Genomic DNA, 19,895 nt, shown 5'->3' with positions numbered 1-19,895 from the left:
ATTGCAAAAGTTATACGGAATAAACATAATTTCATTGGCCTATCGCGCGCACGCGGCAGTAGCGTGAGGGCTATCTTCCACCGTCACGAGTGCCATTCCGACCATGCCTACCGCCGTGCCTAGCCCCCTCCGTCTCGTCAGCCTGCTGCTGGCCGGCGCCGCCCTTGCCGGCTGCGCCACCACCGCCCCACAGCCTCCCGCCCCCGTTACGCAGCCGGCCGACATCCCGCTCGCCACCGTGCTGAACAAGCCGCTGTACCAGATGACGCCGCAGGAAGCGGGCCGCTACATCGCCCACATGCAAACGAGCGAACCAGACCTGCGCAAGCGCATCGCTGCGATCGGGCGCAAGAACCTTGGCCAGCCCTATTCCCTGCACCTGCTGGGTGAATTCCCGTATGAAGTGCACGACAACCTGCCGCTGTTCAGCCTGAAGGAAAGCGACTGCGTGGTGTTTGCGGAACACACCTATGCGATGGCGCTGTCGCAGTCCTGGGAGGAATTCTTCTGGATGCTGCAGCGCATCCGCTACCGCGACGGCGTGATCGGCGTGGCTACCCGCAACCACTACACCGAGATGGACTGGAACGTGGCCAACCGCTGGCTGGTCACCGACGTCAGCGCCGAACTGGCCGGGCCGAACGGACCGTCGTATGCCATGACGGTAGACCGCGCCCGCTTCCTGCGCACCCGCCACCATACCGTGCGCGACATCCCGGTCGAGAACAGCCGCCAGGCCTATGTGGCCAAGGACGCGGTGGCGGCGATCGCCGGCCAGCTGCAGGAAGGCGATTTCGTGAACGTGATCTCGACCCGCAACGGCGAATACTGGGCCTCGCACGTCGGCCTGGTGGTACTGGGCCCCAATGGCGAACGCCGCCTGCTGCATTCGCAGGCGCCGCAGGTGCGCGAAGAGACGTTTGCGTCCTTCATCGCGCGCGCCGCGGAGCGCGAAGCGCGCAACGCTCGCGAAGGCAAGCCGGGCCAGGTGCTGGCCGGCTTCAAGTTCCTGCGCCTGAACGAACAGATCACGGTGCCGCCGATGGCGCCGCAGCCGCGCCCGGGACGGCCTGCAGCCTGAATCCCGGCGCCGGCCAGGCCGGTATCCGCCCCTCCACACGCGCCGCATCGACGGCGCGTTTTTTATTCCCCCTCCCTTTTCTTCCCCGCCTCCGGCGCGGCGCGATTCCGGTCAGCTCATCAATTAAATAATCGATGGAAATTAAATAATCGATTTATTTCCAAATTTCATTTCCTAGCATTATTTTTCCGGCATTTCAAATTAATTCACTTGCTGCCGTTGAGTCAGGTCAAACTCCATTAGGAGTGGACGCCAGATAATAAATTTACAAAACTACCTTACTTATTTTCCGAATAAAGATCCGGATAACTCCCATTACAGGAATGCGTTTGCATTCGCTATCACGGCATTTCACCCATCCTAACCAGCAGCGGATTGCCATGTCCAATTACAGCGCCGATCTTTTCAGACAGCTTTGCGTACGAATGGTGTCGATGAGCCGCACCAGCAAGATCGCCATGATGGTCACGGCCGATTTGCTGGCATTACCGGTCTGCTTTCTGATTGCGATGATATTGCGTGGCGGCGATTTGCAGCTCGCGAAGAATTTCGGACCGGCCTCGTATGCGCTGGTGGCCGTGGTGACGATCGCCGCTTTTTCGGTATCCGATTTATACCGCGCGGTTATCCGTTTTATCGACCAGCGATTATTGAGTTTCACCGGCGCCGCACTCGCCTTTGCCATCTTGTGCGTGTATGTCGTATTAATCATCATGAACGAGCCGCGTTTCCCGCGCAGTGCGCTCGCCATTTACTGGTTCGTGGTGTTTTCCTATGTCGTCATTTCGCGCATCGGCCTGCGCAACCTGTTGCGCGCCCATGGCGGGCGGCGCTCGTCCACCTCCGACGCGGTCGCCGTCTATGGCGCTGGCGAGGCCGGGGCGCGCCTGGTGCAGGCGATGCGCCACAGCGACGAATACCGTCCGGTCTGCTTCTTCGACGACAAGCGCGCCCTGAACGAGCGCACCATCGCCGGGCTGCGCGTGTTCAACACTACACGCCTGGCCGAACTGGTCGCGTCCCAGGGCATCCGCACCATTGTTATCGCCCTGCCCTCGGTGTCGCCGGAGCGCCTGCGCGACATCATGCAGCGCCTGGGCCAGGCCGGGGTCCCGGTCAAGATCCTGAGCCGCCTGGTCGACCTGGCCGACGACCGGCCGCCGGCGCGCGGCTCGATCCGCGAACTCAAGTTCGAGGACCTGCTGGGCCGTCCACCGGTGCCGCCGCGGCTCGACCTGTTCGCCCGCTGCGTGCGCGGCAAGAACGTGCTCGTCACCGGCGCCGGCGGTTCCATCGGCAGCGAACTGTGCCGCCAGATCGTCACCCTCACGCCGCACGAGCTGCACCTGCTCGATCACTCCGAATACGCCCTGTATACCATTCGCCAGGAGCTGACCGCGCGCTTCCCGGGGCTGGCCATCCACGCCCACCTCGGCTCGGTCTGCAACCACGAACTGGTCGAGCGCATCCTGCGCGACGGCAAGGTCGACACCATCTACCACGCCGCCGCCTACAAGCACGTGCCCCTGGTCGAGGCCAACATCGTCGAGGGCCTGCGCAACAACGTGATCGGTGCCCAGGTGGTGGCCAGCGCCGCGGCCCGCCACCGGGTCGAGACCTGCGTGCTGATCTCCAGCGACAAGGCGGTGCGTCCGACCAACATCATGGGCGCCAGCAAGCGCATCGCCGAGCTGATCTTCCAGGCGGCCGCCGTGCGCCACGGCGCCCACACCACCTTCTGCATGGTCCGCTTCGGCAACGTGCTGGGCTCGTCCGGCTCGGTGATCCCGCTGTTCCAGCGCCAGATCGCGCGCGGCGGGCCGATGACCATCACCCACCCCGAGGTGTCGCGCTACTTCATGCTGATCGCCGAGGCGGCCCAGCTGGTGATCCAGGCCGGCGCCATGGCCAAGGGCGGCGACGTGTTCGTGCTCGACATGGGCGAGCCGGTCAAGATCGTCGACCTGGCGCGCACCATGATCGCCATGTCCGGCCTGACCGAGCGCACCCCGCAAAACCCGCGCGGCGACATCGAGATCCAGTTCGTCGGCCTGTTCCCGGGCGAAAAACTGCACGAGGAACTGCTGACCGAGGGCACCGTCTTCCCCAGCGAGCACCCCCGCATCATGCGCATGAAGGAAAGCGCGCTGCGTCCCAGCGTGCTGGAAACCTGCATCACCTGCCTGATGATGGCCTGCGAGACCCATGAGCGCGGCACCATCGAATCGATGGTCAAGGCCATCGTCGCCGAATACGTGCCCGCCACCCCCGATGTCGCGCCGCCTCTCGTGGCCGACACCCAGTCCCCCAGCCTGATCAAGAAATTCGTGCCTTTCCGTATCTGACATTTCCCTTTACCGCCACTGACCGACGAGGAAACACATGCGCGACGAGAACACCTCCCCACACCTGGAGCAGCTGCTGGCCAAGCTGCGCGACCGCACCGCCGTGATCGGCATCGTGGGCCTGGGCTACGTCGGCCTGCCGCTGACCCTCTGCTACGCCGCGCAGGGTTTCAAGGTGCTCGGGATCGACATCGATACCGACAAGGTCGAGCGCTTGAACCGCGGGGAAAGCTATATCAAGCACATCGACGCCCGCGCGATCGGCGCGGCGCGCGAACTCGGCTTCGAGGCCACGGCGGACTTCACTCGCGCCGGAGAGCCGGATGCCCTGATCATCTGCGTGCCGACCCCCTTGAACGCCTTCCGCGAACCCGACCTGTCCTATGTGCTGGGCACCGTCAGCGCCCTGCTGCCCTATGTGCGCGAAGGCCAGGTGGTCTCGCTGGAAAGCACCACCTACCCCGGCACCACCGAGGAAGAATTGCGCCCGCGCCTGGAGTCGCGCGGCTTTACGGTCGGGCGCGATTTGTTCCTGGTGTTCTCGCCCGAGCGCGAAGACCCGGGCAACCCCGATTTCCAGACCCGCACCATTCCCAAAGTATGCGGCGGCACCACGCCCAATTGCCTGGAAGCGGGGCTGGCCCTGTACCGGGCCGCGGTGGACCGCGTGGTGCCGGTCAGCTCGACCCGCGCCGCCGAGCTCACCAAGCTGCTGGAAAACATCCATCGCGCGGTCAACATCGGCCTGGTCAACGAAATGAAGATCATTGCCGACCGCATAGGCATCGACATCCACGAGGTCATCCGCGCCGCCGCCACCAAGCCCTTCGGCTTCACGCCCTACTACCCGGGCCCCGGCCTGGGCGGCCACTGCATCCCGATCGATCCCTTCTACCTCACCTGGAAGGCGCGCGAATACGGCGTGCACACCCGCTTCATCGAGCTGGCCGGCGAGATCAACAGCGACATGCCGCACTGGGTGATCGGCAAGGTCGCCGACGCCCTCAACGAGCGCGGCCGCTCGATCATGGGCAGCCGCGTGCTGGTGCTGGGCATCGCCTACAAGAAAGACGTCGAGGACATGCGCGAATCGCCCTCGGTGGCCCTGATGGAGATCCTGCGCCGCAAGGGCGCCACCGTCGACTACTCGGATCCCCACGTGCCGGTGTTCCCGCGCATGCGCGAACACCGCTTCGAACTCTCCAGCGTGCCCTTGAGCCCGAACGCGATCGCGTCCTATGACGTGGTGCTGGTGGCCACTGCCCACAGCGCCTTCGACTACGAGCTGGTGCGCCAGTACGCCAACCTGATCGTCGACACCCGCGGGGTCTACACGGAGCGCCTGCCGAACGTCGTCAAGGCCTGAACCACGAGAAGCGCCGCATGAGCACCCGAACCACGCCGGAGAACACGATGCATTCCTACCCCCCTGCCATTCTCGACCGCAAGATCCGCTTTGCCCTGGTCGGCTGCGGCCGCATTGCCAAGAACCACATGAACGCCATGCGCGAGCACCACGATCGCTGCGAGCTGGTGGGTGTCTGCGATGTCGACCCGCGCGCCCTCGAAGCCGCCGCCGGCGCCACCGGCGCCCGCGCCTGGCGCAGCCTTGACCGCATGCTGGAAGAATGCGAGGCCGACGCCTTCGTGCTGTGTACCCCATCCGGGCTGCATCCCCAGCAGGCGATCCAGGTAGCGCGCGCCGGCCGCCACGTCGTCACCGAAAAGCCGATGGCCACGCGCTGGGAAGACGGCAAGGCCATGGTCGCCGCCGCCGACGCGGCCGGGGTGCGCCTGTTCGTGGTCAAGCAGAACCGCCGCAACGGCACTTTGCAGCTGCTCAAGAGCGCGGTCGAGAAGAAGCGCTTCGGGCGCATCTACATGGTCAACCTGAACGTGTTCTGGACCCGGCCCGACGAGTACTACAACAGCGCCACATGGCGCGGCACCTGGGAGTTCGATGGCGGCGCCTTCATGAACCAGGCCAGCCACTATGTCGACCTGATCGACTGGATCGTCGGGCCGGTGGAAAGCCTGCAAGCCTATACGGCGACGCTGGCGCGCGACATCGAGGTCGAGGACACCGGCGTGATCAGCCTGCGCTGGCGCAACGGCGCGCTCGGCTCGATGAACGTGACGATGCTGACCTACCCGCGCAACATGGAAGGCTCGATCACCATCCTCGGCGAGCACGGCACCGCGCGCATCGGCGGGGTGGCCGTCAACGAAGTACAGCAGTGGGAATTCGCCGCACCCGACCCGGACGACGAGCGCATCCGCGACGCCAGCTACCAGACCACCTCGGTGTACGGCTTCGGCCACCCGCTCTACTACGACAACGTGATCAAGGTGCTGCGCGGCGAGGCCGAGCCCGAAACCGACGGTCGCGAAGGCTTGAAGTCGCTCGAAGTGCTGGTGGCGGCCTACCGCTCGGCCCGCGACGGCAAGCGCATCGCCCTGCCGCTGGAGTACTGACATGGCGATCGTCATCCATTCCAGCGCCATTGTCGACCACGGCGCCGAGCTCGGCGACGGCACCCGGGTCTGGCACTTCGCCCACGTCTGCGCTGGCGCGCGCATCGGCAGCGACTGTTCGCTGGGCCAGAACGTCTTCGTCGGCAACGACGTCGTGCTCGGCACCGGGGTCAAGGTCCAGAACAATGTCTCCATCTATGACGCCGTCACCCTGGAGGACGACGTCTTCTGCGGTCCCAGCATGGTGTTCACCAACGTCTACAACCCGCGCGCGGCCGTGACCCGCAAGCACGAATACCGGCGCACGCTGGTGCGGCGCGGCGCCACCATCGGCGCCAACGCCACCATCGTGTGCGGGGTCACCGTGGGTGAATACGCCTTCGTCGCCGCCGGCGCCGTGGTCAACCGCGACGTGCCCGCTTTCGCCCTGGTGGCCGGGGTGCCGGCGCGCCAGATCGGCTGGATCAGCCGCTTCGGCGAGCGCCTGGACCTGCCGCTGCCGGGCGGCACGCACACGGCCGAGGCGCGCTGCCCGCACACCGGCGACCTGTACCTGCTGCATGAAGGCGTCTGCCGCCTCGAGCGCGCCGCCGTCCAACCCTGACGAGGCCCCCATGGATTTCACCGATCTCAGACTGCAATACCTCGCTTCGCGCGAACTGATCAACGCCCGCATCCAGGCCGTCCTCGACCACGGGCAGTACATCATGGGACCGGAAGTGGCCGAGCTGGAGGGCCGCCTGGCCGCCTTCAGCGGCGCGCGCCACTGCATCACCGTGTCCTCCGGCACCGAGGCGCTGGTGATCGCCCTGATGGCGCTGGGCGTCAAGCCGGGCGACGAAGTCATCACCACGCCGTTTTCCTTCATCGCCACCGCCGAGGCGATCGTGCTGCTGGGCGCCACACCGGTATTCGTCGACGTGCAGCCCGATACCTGCAACCTCGACCACCACCTGCTGGAACAGCGCATCACGCCGCGCACGCGCGCCATTATTCCCGTTTCGCTGTACGGCCAGCCGGCCGACATGGACGAGATCAACGTCATCGCCGAACGCCACGGCCTGGCCGTGATCGAAGACGCCGCCCAGAGCTTCGGCGCCAGCTACCGCGGGCGCAAGAGCTGCAACCTGTCGACCATCGGCTGTACCAGTTTCTTCCCGAGCAAGCCGCTCGGCTGCTACGGCGACGGCGGCGCCCTGTTCACCAATGACGATGCCCTAGCGGCGGCCATGCGCGAAATCCGCGTGCACGGGCAATCGCGCCGCTATGTGCATACCCGTATCGGGGTCGGCGGACGCATGGACACGCTGCAATGCGCCATCGTGCTGGCCAAGCTCGAGCGCTTCGAGTGGGAGATCGAGCAGCGCCAGCGCGCCGCCGCCTGCTATGACGACCTGCTGGGCACGCTCGGGGAGGCACTCGCGCCGGTCGGCTGCCGCCCGGACCGGACCAGCGTCTACGCCCAGTACACGCTGCGGGTGCGGCCGCCCCAGCGCGAGCAGCTGCAGGAAGTCCTGCATGCGGCCGGGATCCCGACCGCCGTCCACTATCCGGTCCCGATCGACCGCCAGCCCGCCTACGCGCACTGGGCCGCCCCCGGCGGCTGTCCGGTCGCCGCGCGCCTCGCCCAGGAAGTGCTGAGCCTGCCCATGGGTCCCTACCTAGACCGCGCCAGCGCACACCGCGTGGTCCAGGCCCTGGGCCAGGGACTGGCGCAGCTGCAGGTACAGTCCGGCGAAAAGGCCGCCTGAGCGGATATCCATGATGCAGCGGCTGGACAAACGACTGCGCAGGCGGATCGCCCAGCGCCTCGGGCACAGCGCGTCCTTCTGGCGCAATGTGGCCACGGTGCTGGGCGGCGCCGTCGGCGCGCAGGCGCTGCCGCTGCTGGCCGCGCCGCTGCTCACGCGCATGTGCACCCCGGGCGAGCTCGGCGCCTACAGCGTCTGGCTCGGCATCGTCGCCATCGCTGCGATCGGCGCCACGCTGCGCATGGAAGCGGCGATGATCCTCGACCATGAGCCGGAGCGCCAGCGCGCCTGCTTCCGGGTCGTGTTCTACAGCACCACCGTCACCGCCCTCCTGCTCACCGGGCTGGCGGTGGGCGCGCGCCTGGCCGGCGTGGAAGCCGCGGGACGCCTGTCCTGGACCGCCCTGCTCACCCTGGGGGCCGGCACCTGGCTCACCGGCTGCATGCAGACCACGCTCGCTTTTGCCACCTCACACAATGCCTTCGGCAAGGCGGCGCGCGCTAAGGTCGCCACCGCCGCCGTCATCGTTGCCTCCCAGCTGGCCCTGCTGCAGGCCGGCCTGGGCGGCGTCGGCCTGGTGCTCGGCCACTTGCTCGGCACCGCCGCGGGCTTCGCCACCGCGCGCCTGCTGCTGCGTCCGCCGAAGGCGCCGATCGGCTGGCGCCTCGACGCCCAGCAGCGCGCCCACCTGGCGCGGCACCGGAAGTTCTGGCGCTACTCGCTGCCCTCGAACCTGCTCAACGGCGCGGTCAGCCAGCTGCCGCTGTTCCTGATCGGCATGCGCCACGGCGCGCTGGCCGCCGGACTGTACGCCCTCACCCAGCGCGTGCTGGCGGCGCCGGTCTCACTGGTTGCCTCTTCGATCCTGGAAGTCTTCAAGCGCGAATCGGTGCGCGAATTCGAAGAGCACGGCAACTGCGCGCGCGCCTACCGCCACACCTTCAAGGCGCTGGCTCTGCTTGGCGCCGGTCCCTCGCTGGTGCTGCTGCTGTTCGCGCCCTACCTGTTTGCCTGGGTGTTCGGCGCCAACTGGCGCGCTTCCGGCGAACTGGCCCAATTGATGGCCCCGCTGTTCCTGTTGAACTTCATCGCCAGCCCGCTCAGCTACGTGTTTTTCGTGGCCGGGCGCCAGCAGGCCGACCTGTGGTGGCAGGTGAGCCTGTTCGCCATGACCCTCGGCGCCTTCCTGCTCCCAGGCAGCGTGGCCCAGAACGTGCTGTGCTACACGATCGGGTACTGCATCCTCTACCTGGTCTACCTGCACATGTCCTGGCAGTGTTCGCGCAACGTCCTGGCGGCCGCATGACAACCCGGCACCAGCCTGAAGTCCAGCTGCGCGGCCGCGAAGGGCGTGACCAGCTGGTGCTGGTCGCCTGCTTCTTCATGCTGTTTCCCGGCTTTTTCTTCTACCACAGCCTGCTCGGCACGGGCACCACCGGCGCCTTCCTGGGAGGCTATTTCGCCCCGGTGGCGGTGGCCTTCGCCCTGCCCGTAGGCCTGGTCTACCTGGCCCGCATGCGGCGCGACCCGCGCCGGCTGACCATGGTCGACCTGCATTACGGCCTGTTCTTCGCCTATTTCCTCACCGTGGTGGCGGTCAACGGCGCCGTCGGCGCCAACCGCACCATCGTGACCAACCACATCCTGGCCGTGCTGTTCATGGTGCTGGTCTACATCCAGTTCAGCTTCATCGACTTCGACAGCCGGCGCTTCCGCGTCGTCGGCCTGCTCAGCCTCGCGGCAATGTCCACCATCGCCTTCGCCAACTCGGTCGACGGGGTGTTCTACCTGGGCTCGCTCGGCATGGCCAAGGATGCCGACGCACTCGCCACCTACCAGGGTTTTTCGCGCTCCTACCTGTTCACCTACTTGGCGATCGTCAGTTTCACCCGCACGCTGCCGCTGCGCCTGGTGCTGCATGCGCTGGGCGCGGCCACGCTCTTCGTCAACACGGCCCGCAGCGAATTCGTGGCCCTGCTGTTCGCCATCCCTGTGATCGAGTTCTATTACTCGCGCCACAAACTGTACTTCCTGCTGGCGGCCGCCATGCTGGCGGTCCTGGTGTCCATGTATTTCGACCAGATCCTGGCGGCCTTGCCCGCCAACCGTATCCTCGAACTGCTCGACCTGTCGCACTCGACCTCGGCCAACAAGCGCCACCAGCTCACGGTGCACGCCTGGCAGACCGTCGCCGCCCACCCGCTGTTCGGCGACTACGCCAGCTACAAGCCGGGCTATTACTCGCACAACGTGCTGTCGGCCTGGGTCGACCTCGGGCTGTTCGGCATGATCTACCTGGCGGCGCTGGCGGTGCTCCCGATCACCCCGATGTTCATCCACGAATACTTCGCCGCCCGCGAACGCGGCCTGTTCATGTGCGCGTTTGCCTTTGCCTGCGTCACCGTCCTGCTGCTGCTGACATCCCATTACTTCACCGACATGCTGCTCAGCGCCACCCTCGGCGCCTGCGCACGCTATTCCTACGAGAGGAAACATGGCCCGCATCGCGCACCTCAGCTCGGCACATCCGCGCTTCGATACACGGATTTTCGTGAAGCAGTGCCGCAGCCTCGCCAGCCACGGGCATGAGGTGGCCCTGGTGGTGGCCGACGGCCTGGGCGAGGCGCGCTGCGACGGCATCCGCATTGTCGACGTCGGCCGCCCGTCCGGCCGGCGCGAGCGCATGCTGCGCACCACCGGCCGCGTGTGCCGCGCGGCGCTGGCGCTGGACGCCGACGTCTACCAGCTGCACGACCCCGAACTGATCCCGGTCGGCCTGCGCCTGGCCCTGGCCGGCCGCCGGGTGGTGTTCGACGCCCACGAAGACGTTCCTTCCCAGCTGCTCGATAAGCCCTACCTGTCGCCGCGCAGCGCGCGCGTGGTATCGCGTGCCTATGCGGCGCTCGAACGGCTGGCCCTGCGCCGCTTCGATGGGGTGCTGGCCGCCACGCCCCTGATCCGCGAGCGCCTGGCCGCCTTCAACCCGTTGACCGTGGACATCAACAATTTCCCGCGCGCCGAGGAGTTCACGCAGGCACCGGATAAGGCAGCCGACGCCGGCGTGCGCAACAGCTTCTGCTACGTCGGCAGCATCTCGGCCATCCGCGGCGTGCGCGAACTGGTCGCGGCATGCGCCCTGCTGCGCACGCCGGCCCGGCTGGCGCTGGCCGGCGGCTTCGCCGAAACGGAGCTGGAAACCCAGGTCCGGCGTCTTCCGGGCTGGAACCGCGTCGACGCCCTGGGCCACCTCGACCGCAGCGGCGTGGCCGGAGTGATGGAACGGGCCTTCGCCGGCCTGGTCACGCTGCTGCCGACCGCCAGCTACCGGGAAGCCCTGCCGGTCAAGATGTTCGAGTACATGGCGGCCGGCATTCCCGTGATCGCCTCGGACTTTCCCCTGTGGCGCGAGATCGTTGAGGGCAGCCGCTGCGGCCTGTGCGTGGATCCGCACGACCCGGCCGCGATTGCCGCCGCCATCGACCATCTGGCAAGCCACCCCGGCCTGGCGCGAGAGATGGGCGCCAACGGCCGCCGCGCCGTCCTGGAACACTACAACTGGGAATGCGAAGCGGACAAGCTGATCGCCTTCTATGCCGACTTGCTGGCGCCGCGGCCGACGCGCCGCCGCTTTTCGGGAAAAGGCGCTTTCCCGGCGCGTTCGATGGGATCGACCGATTGAAAGTGCTGGTCCGGCTTTACGTTAGTTCAAAAGGAATTGGGGCCATCCGCCGTATTGTCTAGTTATTAAAGAATGTTGAGATCGACTATGTTCCTGCAACATTACAATACGTTTCTTGAGGTAATGAAATTGCCGCGTGCCCGGCTCAATTTCTCGCAGCGTATCGATCCGGACGATATCCAGGCCGCTTACCGCAATTACACGAAACCGCATCCGCGTTTCAAGATCATCCGCCATAAAACCATTGGCGCTGCGCTGATCGATCTCGCCCAATTTCCCCACCGCGAAGCCTACCTGGAACATATCAAGGGAAAGAACCACGGCGGCTACCACGCCAAGCGCGCGCGCAGCCGCGGTTATGTCGTGCGCGACATCGATCGCAATGCCTATGTCGACGATATCCACGATATCAACACCAGCCTCGACACGCGCCAGGGTCGGCCCCTGGACCGGAAATATTTTGAAAAACAGGAACGCTTCGAGAATCAAGGTCATTTCCGCTATTGGGGCGTATTGAATGCGCAGGGAAAACTCGTCGCTTATGCCACCCTCGGCATTTACGGGAATTTCGCTTCCTTTTCCCAAATGATGGGAATCCGGAATAACGACGGCATCATGCATCTGCTGCTCAGCGAAGCGGTATGCCAGCTGATCGACGCCGGCCAGGTGCGCTACATCATGTACGACACCTTCTTCGGGGCCCAGCCTGGCCTGCGCCACTTCAAGACCATCCTGGGCTTTCGCCCCTACCGCGCCAGCTATACGCTGCAATAAACGCCATGCTCAACCGTGTCTATGCCGATTACCTGATGCCGAGCCGCCTCGGCGAATACGAGGCCCTGGTACGCAAGGTGGCGGCCGCCGGCTATACCCAACTGTCGGTGCGCGACTTCTTCCGCCAGGTCCGGCGCAGCGGCTGCGCGCCCGGTGGACCGCTGGGGCGCAGCTTCGTGCACCGCCACGACATCGACAGCGACCTGCGCACTGCCAGGAAGATGTTCGAGATCGAAACGCGCCACGGCGTCCGTGCCAGCTACTACTTCCGCCTCAGCACGCTCGATTTCGGCTTCATGCGCGAGATCGAAGCGGCCGGCAGCGAAGCCAGCTACCACTACGAAGAAGTGGCCGATTTCGCCAAACGCCATCGCCTGCGCAGCGCCGACGCGGTGCGCGCGCGCTTCCCCGAGATCCGCGAACAGTTCGCCCGCAACGTCGCCCGTATCGTCGACGGCCTCGGTATGCCGCTCACCACGGTCGCCAGCCACGGCGACTTTGCCAACCGCCGCCTGAAGGTGATCAACCACGAGCTGCTGCGCGACGATGCGCTGCGGCGGCGCTGCGGGATCGAATGCGAATCCTATGACGCCGAGCTGCTGCGCTGCTTCGACATCTACATCAGCGACCGCAAATATCCGGTCTATTACTACCCGCTGTCCCCGTTCGACGCACTGGGAGAGTACCGGCACATCTGCCTGCTTACCCACCCCGTGCAGTGGGAAACCAACTGGGTCGAGAGCACGCGCTGCAACGTGCGCCGCCTGGTCGAAGAAGTGGCCTGGCGCGCATAGCGCCGCCGCGCACAGTCCGCACAATCATGAACATCCTCCTGATCAACCACTACGCCGGATCGGTCCACCACGGCATGGAGTACCGGCCCTACTACCTCGCGCGCGAGTGGGTGCGGCTCGGACACCGGGTGCGCATCGTCGCCGCCAGCCACGCGCACGTGCGTACCCGCCAACCCGCGCTGGCCGGACGCAACCGGCGCGACGAAAACATCGACGGCATCGACTACACCTGGTTCGCCGCTCCCCCCTATCGCGGCAATGGCCTGGCGCGGGTGCGCAACATGGGTGCCTTTGTCCTGCGCCTGTGGGTCGAAGCGCGCCGCCTGACGCGCGAGTTTGCCCCGGATGTCGTGATCGCCTCGAGCACCTATCCGCTCGACATCTGGCCGGCACACCGCGTTGCGCGCCTGGCCGGAGCGCGCCTGCTGCACGAGGTGCACGACCTGTGGCCGCTGTCGCCAATGGAACTGGGCGGCTTCTCGCGCCACCACCCCTTCATCCGCCTGTTGCAGGCGGCCGAGGATTACGCCTGCCGCCACGCCGACACGATCGTCTCGATCCTGCCCAAGGTACGCGAACACCTCGAAGCGCGCGGCATGGCGCCGCACAAGCTGCACCTGATCCCGAACGGCCTCGATCCGGCCGAGTGGCTGGCCGCGCCGCCGGCCCTGCCCGAGGCGCTCGACGCCCTGCTGTCCGGCCTGCGCGCCCAGGGCCTGGCGGTGGTCGGCTACGCCGGCAGCCACGGCCTGGCCAACGCCCTCGACACCCTGCTCGAAGCCGCCAGTCTCATGAAGAACCAGCCGCTCGCCTTCGTGCTGGTGGGCGACGGCCCGGAAAAGCCGCGGCTGGAGCGGCGTGCGCGCGAGCTGGGCCTGGCGCGCGTGCACTTCGTGGCGCCGGTGGCCAAGGTCCAGATCCCGGCCCTGATGGCGCGCCTGGACATCGCCTACCTCGGCTGGCAGCGCCAGCCGCTGTACCGCTTCGGCATCGCGCCCAACAAGCTGCTCGACTACATGATGGGCGGCTGCCCGGTGCTGCACGCGGTGGAAGCCGGCAACGATCCGGTGCGCGAAGCCAGCTGCGGCATCACCGTAGCGCCGGAAGACCCGACCGCCGTCGCCCGCGGCCTGGCGGCGCTGCTGGCCATGAGCCGCGCCGAGCGCCGCGCGCTCGGCGAGCGCGGGCGCGCCCACGCCCTTGCCAACCTCACCTACCCCGTCCTCGGACGACGTTTCCTGACCACTTTCGCACACGAGGTTCCCCATGGCTGAACAGGCACAGGCTCAGGCTCAGGCAAAAACACAAACAGCGCCGAGCGCCGATCCGCTCGACGATCTTCCTTCGCGCTTCCTGCCCTTCGCGCTGCCCGACATCGGCGACGAGGAAATCCGCGCTGTCGAAACCTGCCTGCGGTCCGGCTGGGTGACCACCGGCCCGACCACGCGCCGCTTCGAGCAGGATTTCCGCGCCTACCTGGGCGGCGACGTCGAGGCGATCGCGGTCAACTCCGCCACCGCCGGCCTGCACCTGGCGCTGGAAAGCGTGGGCATCGCCCCGGGCGACGAAGTCATCGTGCCGACCATGACCTTCACCGCTACCGCCGAGGTGGTACGCTACCTGGGTGCGCGGCCGGTGTTCGTGGACATTGATCCCGCAACGCTCAACATTTCGCCGGCGGCGGTGGCGGCGGCGATCACGCCGCGCACCCGCGCCATCATGCCGGTGCACTACGCGGGCCTCGCCTGCGACATGGACGCGATTTTGGCGCTGGCCGCGCGCCACGGCCTGCGCGTGATCGACGACGCCGCCCACGCCTTCCCCACCCGCCTGGACGGCAAGCTGGTGGGCACCCTGGGCAGCGACATCACCGTCTTCAGCTTCTACGCCAACAAGACCATGACCACCGGCGAAGGTGGCATGATCGTCACGCGCGACCCGGAACTGGCCGCTCGCATGCGCTGCATGCGCCTGCACGGCATCAGCCGCGACGCCTTCGACCGCTACACCTCGCGCGTGCCGGCCTGGTACTACGAGGTGATCGCGGCCGGCTTCAAGTACAACCTGACCGACATCGCCGCGGCGATCGGGATCGAGCAGCTGCGCAAGATCGACCGCTTCCAGCAGCGTCGCAGCTGGCTGGCGCAGCGCTACGACGAAGGCCTGGCCGGGCTGCCGCTGCAGTTGCCGGTCCATCCGGAACTGGGCAGCACCCACGCCTGGCACCTGTACGTGGTGCGCCTGACCGAAGGTGCGACGATCGGGCGCGACGAGCTGATCAATGCCCTGGCCGAGCGCGGCATCGGCACCAGCGTGCACTTCATTCCACTGCACCGCCAGCCCTACTGGCGCGACAGCTGCGGCCTGAATCCCGAAGCCTTTCCGGTGGCCGAGGCCAGCTTCGAGGCGATGCTGACCCTGCCCCTGTACACGCGCATGCGCGACTCCGACCTGGACCGCGTGGTCGCGGCCCTGCACGAGCTGCTGTCATGAGCAAGCGCGCCTTCGACCTGCTGGGCGCGACGCTGGGACTGGTGCTGCTGGCGCCGCTGCTGATCCTGATCGCGCTCTGGATCAGGCTCGATTCGCGCGGCCCGGTGCTGTACCGCCAGCAGCGCGTCGGGCGCGGCGGCCGGCTGTTCACGATCTACAAGTTCCGCACCATGGCGCAGCGCCAGGTCGACGGTCCCGAGCTGACGGTCGGCGCCGATCCGCGCGTGACCCGTGCCGGACGCTTCCTGCGCCACTACAAGCTGGACGAACTGCCCCAGCTGTGGAACGTCGTGGAAGGCAGCATGAGCCTGGTCGGTCCGCGTCCGGAGGTGCCGCGCTACGTCGACTGCTACCCGCTGGAGCAGCGGCGCCTGGTGCTGTCGGTCGTGCCCGGCATCACCGACTGGGCTGCGATCCGCTACAAGGACGAGAACGCGGTCCTGGCGCGCGCGGCCGATCCCGAGCGTGCCTACGTGGAGTCGGTCCTGCCGGTCAAGCTCGACTACTACGTGCGCTACGTCAGGGAGCGTACGTTCTGGGGCGACATCCGCATCCTGGCGCACACCCTCGCTGCAATCGTGCGCTGAGCGGCGGCTTACACCATGCGTCTCCTGCATCTGGGCGACCTCGAGCTGACCCTGCCACTGGCCGTGGCGGCCGGCGGCTGGCTGCTTGCCGCACGCGCCTGGCGCGCGGCCGGTGCCTGGGCCCTGCTGTACGCGGGCGCCATGGCCCTGGTCGGCGGCAGCAAGGTTGCCTACCTTGGCTGGGGCACGGACATTGGCGCGCTCGATTTCAAGGCCTTCAGCGGCCATGCCGCCGGCGTGACGGCCGTGTACCCGGTGCTCGGCTACCTGCTATGCCGGCCGATCGGGCGCGCCTGGGGGCTGGGCGCCGCGGGCGGCGGATTGGCCCTCGGCCTGGTGCTTGCCGTCGCGCTGGTCGGGCAAGGCGAACATGCGGTGGCGGAAGCGGCCACCGGCTGGCTGCTTGGCGCCGGCGCCAGCCTCGGCACCCTGTACCAGCTTGAATCGCGCGGCGTCGCGCCCGGGCCGGCCTCGCCTGCCTGCGCGGTCGCACTCTTTCTCGTAGCGGCGCTGTTGATGCAATCGGCGCATGTCGGCTACTGGATGATCAGGCTCGCGCTCGCGCTGTCGGGCAATGCACGTCCATTTTCCTGGGACACATGCTAGCGTTTATTTACCAATGGAGAGACTCATGACTTCCTTCCCCTCGATACATTGGCAGGCACGGGCGCCACTGGGCGAGAACGCGGTGCAGTCCCTGCTGATTTCGGCGCTGCGGGGGCTGGCGGCCCTGCAGGTGGCGGCGTCGCACCTGCGCGCCGAAATCTATCCCGGCCTACGCACGCTCGAAGACCCGACCCTGGCCTACCTGGGCCTGGCCTTCTTTACCGGCTTCGCGCACCAGGCCGTGGTCGTGTTCTTCCTGATCAGCGGCTGGCTAGTGGGCGGCAGCCTGATGAACCGCTTCGGCAAGCCGCAGGCGCTGGCCCATTATGCGATCGACCGCTTCACGCGGCTGTGGACGGTCCTGGTCCCTACCCTGCTGCTGACCCTGGGCGTCGGCCTGCTGATCGGCGCCGCCACGCCCGGGCCGGTCGACTTCGACCCCGCCAACGAATTCTCGGCGGCCTCCTTTGCCGGCAACCTGTTCGGCCTGCAGACAGTCACCGTGCCCGACTATGGCGGCAATTATCCGCTGTGGAGCCTGGCGCACGAAACCTGGTACTACATCCAGTTCCCCCTGCTGTTGCTCGCGATCGCCGGCACCGGCGTACTGCGCCGCGCCGCCGCCGTCGCGGCCCTGGTCCTGCTGCTCGCGACGCTTCGCGACATGATTTCGCTGTACTTCGCCATCTGGCTCCTGGGCGCCGCGTTCTCGCGCATCCGCATCGATTGCGGCATGCTCTGCCGCGGCCTGCTGCTGGTGCTGACCATGGCGCTGTTCGTGTATTACCGCCTGCGCGGCAACAACGACGACCTCGTGCCCGGCTCCTTCGTGCAAGACATCATGTGCAGCATTCCCTTCCTGTTCCTGCTGGCTTCGCTCCAGCAAGGGGTGGATGTCAAGGCGCCAGCCTACGTCCGGGCCAACCGGGTGGCGGTGTTCTTCTCGGAGTTCTCGTTCTCGCTCTACGTGCTCCACATCCCCGTCATCGAACTGATGCGCTACCTCGGGCGCCAGTTCCTCGGACGCGACCGCCTCGACCCGGCCGTCGCCACCGACTACCTGTGGTACTTCACGGTGCTCGGCACGATCGTGGTGGTCTCGTATGTGTTCTATCTGCTGTTCGAACGGCACACCATCCGGATCCGGAATGCGCTCAAGGGCTGGCTGCTGACGCCGCGGGCCAAGCCAGTCCACGTGGTGCTGTCCCCGGACTGAAAAACGAGTGCAAGGTACTGCGGAACGGACCGGCCAGTGCTTGTCCAAGTCCTATTACCGGTCCATACGGCCGGGGCTCACGTCCTGTCCTGCCGGCTCGATGTTTTCCGATGCGTATCGGAAAATATAAGGCCGTCGGTCAAATAGCGTTGGCTCGAGCTATCCTTAAATCCGCCATCGCAAAGCACCGGCTGGATCCAACGGGGCTCATCCGCGGTGGAACAAGGGCGTCATTGCCTTACTGCCGGTCCGCGGCGGCAGCGCATAGCGTGCGAGCGTCACCATCCAGGTGCGCCCCCCGCCATCGGGGTAGAGTGCAAGCGCCAACGTCGGCGTCAGGATGATGATGTTCTCCTCGGCCTCTTGCAGGATCCGCCACAGCACCGCTGTGTCGTTCGGAGGATGCTGCCAGTTGATGGCGTCGCGCAGCTTGCGCTCGCAGGCGACATGGCTATCGGCCAGGCCGGGGCAGTGGTCGGCGCGCACGAACGGCACCTTGCGCCGTCGCAGGCGCTGTTCGAGCGCCGTCGCCAGGTCAACTGGTTGGCCCTCCACCAGCAGCGTATAGCCGGAGCCTCCCTCGCTCAGCTTGCGCAGGGAAAGCGCCACCGCCGGCCTGCCAAAGGCCTTGACGGGTGCCGCCGGCGCGTAGGTAAACGGGGAATTGCAGCACGCCCCGGTCAATGCCTCGGCATCTTGGGCGCGCTCCCATCCCTGCAGGCAGTGCGGGTTACCTGGAGCGAAACAGTTGCGGTAGCCTAGGGCGGCGTCGGTAAACAGCTCCTCCAGCGCGTCCGCCAGGTCGGGAGTCTTGCCGGGCGGGCGGCGCGCCGCGATGTCCCAGGCGCCGGTATGGTCGGCCTCCCATGTGTATGAAGCGCCGAACCAGGCGCGTAACGCATCGTACGGGTTGGCCGGTAGGTTCGCTGTTGGCAGCGCTGTAAGCGGCAGCGCGACCGGGTCGCGCCGGCCGCCGTCAGCCGCGACCACCATGATAGCCGACGGTGTCACGCGGCTGTCCGCGTAGGCATAGACGCGGCCGTCGGGCGAGACGCTCGCCAGCGTATTGATCGACGGCGCCGCCGCGCCATCTGAACCCTCCGGCAACAGCTGCAGGCGGAACGGGTCGATCCCGAGCAGGAAACCGCCATCGTTGCTGTTGTAGCGGCGCGGCAGATATCGCCGTCGTGGCCCCCACGGGTAGCCGTGTTCGTACACGGCGTCACCCTCCCAGTGGTTCGGACCGGTGACGAGATGGTGCACCAGCGGTCCCCCGGGCATGGCATCCAGCAGGTGCAGGCCGCCGTCGTCCGGCACGTATGCGGTAGCCAGCAGGACGTTCCGCCCGACGCCTTCCCACCGCTCTACCCGCTCGGCCTGCTCGAGGACGACGCGACCGCCATGCAGGATGCGGAAATATTGCTTGTTCACCCCCGGCGAGTAATATCCGCCCCGGCCCGGCTCGTAGTAGTCGATCGCGAGGACCGTGAAGGGCGCGAGCTCGGTGACCTCGCGGATGGTCTCGTGGCTTGCCAGGCAGCCCTGGTATTGCACTGCACCGCTGGCGCCGGGCTGCTGGCAGGGGCCCGTCTTGCCACGACAACCCGCCAGGGTCGCCGCCAGCAGCAGCGCGCCGGACGCCAGCCATCGCCGCGTATGGGTGCTCGTTCGGTGAAACATCGCCCCTCCTGGCTCGATTGGGCGCTGGGCGCCGGAAACTTTCTCTCCAGAATGTAGCTGCCGCGACGACCGCGCGGAGCGAACTAGCGCAAGCCAGGGGCAACAAAGTCCCCCGCCTGTCCGTCAAGGTGGCGAACGGGGCGGTCCGGCGGCGGCCGGCTTTGTCGTCAGTCGGGCAGCGCCCTTCCGCACGGCACTAGGTAAGCTAGATGTCCCAGGTCGATCAGCAGTACCACCAAGCGGTGCGAGACAAGGCCGGCGTCCGCTCCGGTATGGCGCAGGAGCCGCCTTGACGAGGTCCGCGTTATATTTCGGCGCGTCCATCACGACGTTCTCAATACCGTCCAGAGCGAGCCCGGATATTCCCGCGACACAGGCTGCGTTCCCCTGTGCCGGTCCATAGCCTGCCCGTGC

18 protein-coding genes are annotated in these 19,895 nt (G+C 66.8%); 16 read left to right on the top strand and 2 right to left on the bottom strand.

Going from position 1 to position 19,895, the window contains the following annotated elements:
- The first annotated feature begins 115 nt into the window (after window positions 1-115).
- Window positions 116-1,081 carry an N-acetylmuramoyl-L-alanine amidase-like domain-containing protein gene (locus LK539_RS10950; protein WP_227800941.1) on the top strand — a complete coding sequence of 322 codons (966 nt, stop codon included), beginning with the start codon at window positions 116-118 and terminating at the stop codon, window positions 1,079-1,081.
- Between the two features lie 388 nt (window positions 1,082-1,469).
- On the opposite strand, the gene LK539_RS24545 is transcribed toward LK539_RS10950, so the two are convergent.
- Complete coding sequence (locus LK539_RS24545) at window positions 1,470-1,832, bottom strand: hypothetical protein (RefSeq protein ID WP_373889532.1); 363 nt, start codon at window positions 1,830-1,832, stop codon at window positions 1,470-1,472.
- On the opposite strand from LK539_RS24545, the gene LK539_RS10945 reads away from it, so the two are divergent.
- The 15 genes from LK539_RS10945 to LK539_RS10875 all read left to right on the top strand — a co-directional run bounded on the left by LK539_RS10945 (window position 1,795) and on the right by LK539_RS10875 (window position 17,801).
- On the top strand, window positions 1,795-3,426 hold the full coding sequence (locus LK539_RS10945) for a polysaccharide biosynthesis protein (protein ID WP_373889531.1): 1,632 nt from the start codon (window positions 1,795-1,797) through the stop codon (window positions 3,424-3,426). The two genes, LK539_RS24545 and LK539_RS10945, sit on opposite strands and share 38 nt — an antisense overlap.
- Window positions 3,427-3,463: 37 nt before the next feature.
- On the top strand, window positions 3,464-4,792 hold the full coding sequence (locus LK539_RS10940) for a nucleotide sugar dehydrogenase (protein WP_227800939.1): 1,329 nt from the start codon (window positions 3,464-3,466) through the stop codon (window positions 4,790-4,792).
- A 47-nt stretch (window positions 4,793-4,839) separates the two neighbouring features.
- The gene (locus LK539_RS10935) at window positions 4,840-5,901 is read left to right on the top strand and encodes a Gfo/Idh/MocA family protein (protein ID WP_227801143.1); all 1,062 of its coding nucleotides are present in this window, start codon (window positions 4,840-4,842) and stop codon (window positions 5,899-5,901) included.
- A gap of 1 nt (window position 5,902) precedes the next feature.
- Entirely contained in the window at window positions 5,903-6,505 is a 603-nt protein-coding gene (locus LK539_RS10930; RefSeq protein ID WP_227800938.1) for an acyltransferase, read from the top strand.
- Window positions 6,506-6,515: 10 nt separating this feature from the next.
- Window positions 6,516-7,652: a DegT/DnrJ/EryC1/StrS aminotransferase family protein gene (locus tag LK539_RS10925; RefSeq protein WP_227800937.1), complete on the top strand. Its 1,137-nt coding sequence runs from the start codon at window positions 6,516-6,518 to the stop codon at window positions 7,650-7,652.
- A gap of 10 nt (window positions 7,653-7,662) precedes the next feature.
- Window positions 7,663-8,958, top strand: a complete 1,296-nt coding sequence (locus LK539_RS10920) for a lipopolysaccharide biosynthesis protein (protein WP_227800936.1) — start codon at window positions 7,663-7,665, stop codon at window positions 8,956-8,958.
- A complete protein-coding gene (locus tag LK539_RS10915; RefSeq protein ID WP_227800935.1) occupies window positions 8,955-10,241 on the top strand; it encodes a hypothetical protein in 1,287 nt (428 codons plus the stop codon). Before LK539_RS10920 ends, LK539_RS10915 begins: the two co-directional genes overlap by 4 nt.
- On the top strand, window positions 10,147-11,331 hold the full coding sequence (locus LK539_RS10910) for a glycosyltransferase (protein WP_227800934.1): 1,185 nt from the start codon (window positions 10,147-10,149) through the stop codon (window positions 11,329-11,331). The genes LK539_RS10915 and LK539_RS10910 overlap by 95 nt, the downstream gene beginning before the upstream one ends.
- An 87-nt stretch (window positions 11,332-11,418) precedes the next feature.
- Complete coding sequence (locus LK539_RS10905) at window positions 11,419-12,105, top strand: hypothetical protein (RefSeq protein WP_227800933.1); 687 nt, start codon at window positions 11,419-11,421, stop codon at window positions 12,103-12,105.
- Between the two features lie 5 nt (window positions 12,106-12,110).
- Window positions 12,111-12,899 (top strand): hypothetical protein, encoded by a 789-nt coding sequence (locus LK539_RS10900; RefSeq protein WP_227800932.1) that lies wholly within the window; start codon window positions 12,111-12,113, stop codon window positions 12,897-12,899.
- A gap of 26 nt (window positions 12,900-12,925) precedes the next feature.
- Window positions 12,926-14,173: a glycosyltransferase family 4 protein gene (locus tag LK539_RS10895; protein WP_227800931.1), complete on the top strand. Its 1,248-nt coding sequence runs from the start codon at window positions 12,926-12,928 to the stop codon at window positions 14,171-14,173.
- Window positions 14,166-15,392, top strand: a complete 1,227-nt coding sequence (locus LK539_RS10890; protein WP_227800930.1) for a DegT/DnrJ/EryC1/StrS aminotransferase family protein — start codon at window positions 14,166-14,168, stop codon at window positions 15,390-15,392. The genes LK539_RS10895 and LK539_RS10890 overlap by 8 nt, the downstream gene beginning before the upstream one ends.
- Window positions 15,389-15,979: a sugar transferase gene (locus tag LK539_RS10885; RefSeq protein WP_227800929.1), complete on the top strand. Its 591-nt coding sequence runs from the start codon at window positions 15,389-15,391 to the stop codon at window positions 15,977-15,979. The genes LK539_RS10890 and LK539_RS10885 overlap by 4 nt, the downstream gene beginning before the upstream one ends.
- 15 nt (window positions 15,980-15,994) lie before the next feature.
- Window positions 15,995-16,585, top strand: a complete 591-nt coding sequence (locus LK539_RS10880) for a hypothetical protein (protein WP_227800928.1) — start codon at window positions 15,995-15,997, stop codon at window positions 16,583-16,585.
- A gap of 25 nt (window positions 16,586-16,610) precedes the next feature.
- Complete coding sequence (locus LK539_RS10875; protein ID WP_227800927.1) at window positions 16,611-17,801, top strand: acyltransferase; 1,191 nt, start codon at window positions 16,611-16,613, stop codon at window positions 17,799-17,801.
- A gap of 207 nt (window positions 17,802-18,008) precedes the next feature.
- Here the strand turns inward: LK539_RS10875 and LK539_RS10870 are convergent, their stop codons facing one another.
- On the bottom strand, window positions 18,009-19,481 hold the full coding sequence (locus LK539_RS10870; RefSeq protein ID WP_227800926.1) for a hypothetical protein: 1,473 nt from the start codon (window positions 19,479-19,481) through the stop codon (window positions 18,009-18,011).
- Between the last annotated feature and the right edge of the window lie 414 nt (window positions 19,482-19,895).

The sequence above is a fragment of the Massilia sp. IC2-476 genome (assembly GCF_020707295.1).
Lineage (GTDB): Bacteria > Pseudomonadota > Gammaproteobacteria > Burkholderiales > Burkholderiaceae_D > Telluria.
Note: the sequence above shows the minus strand (reverse complement) of the source record. Positions and strands in the feature narration are given on the sequence as shown.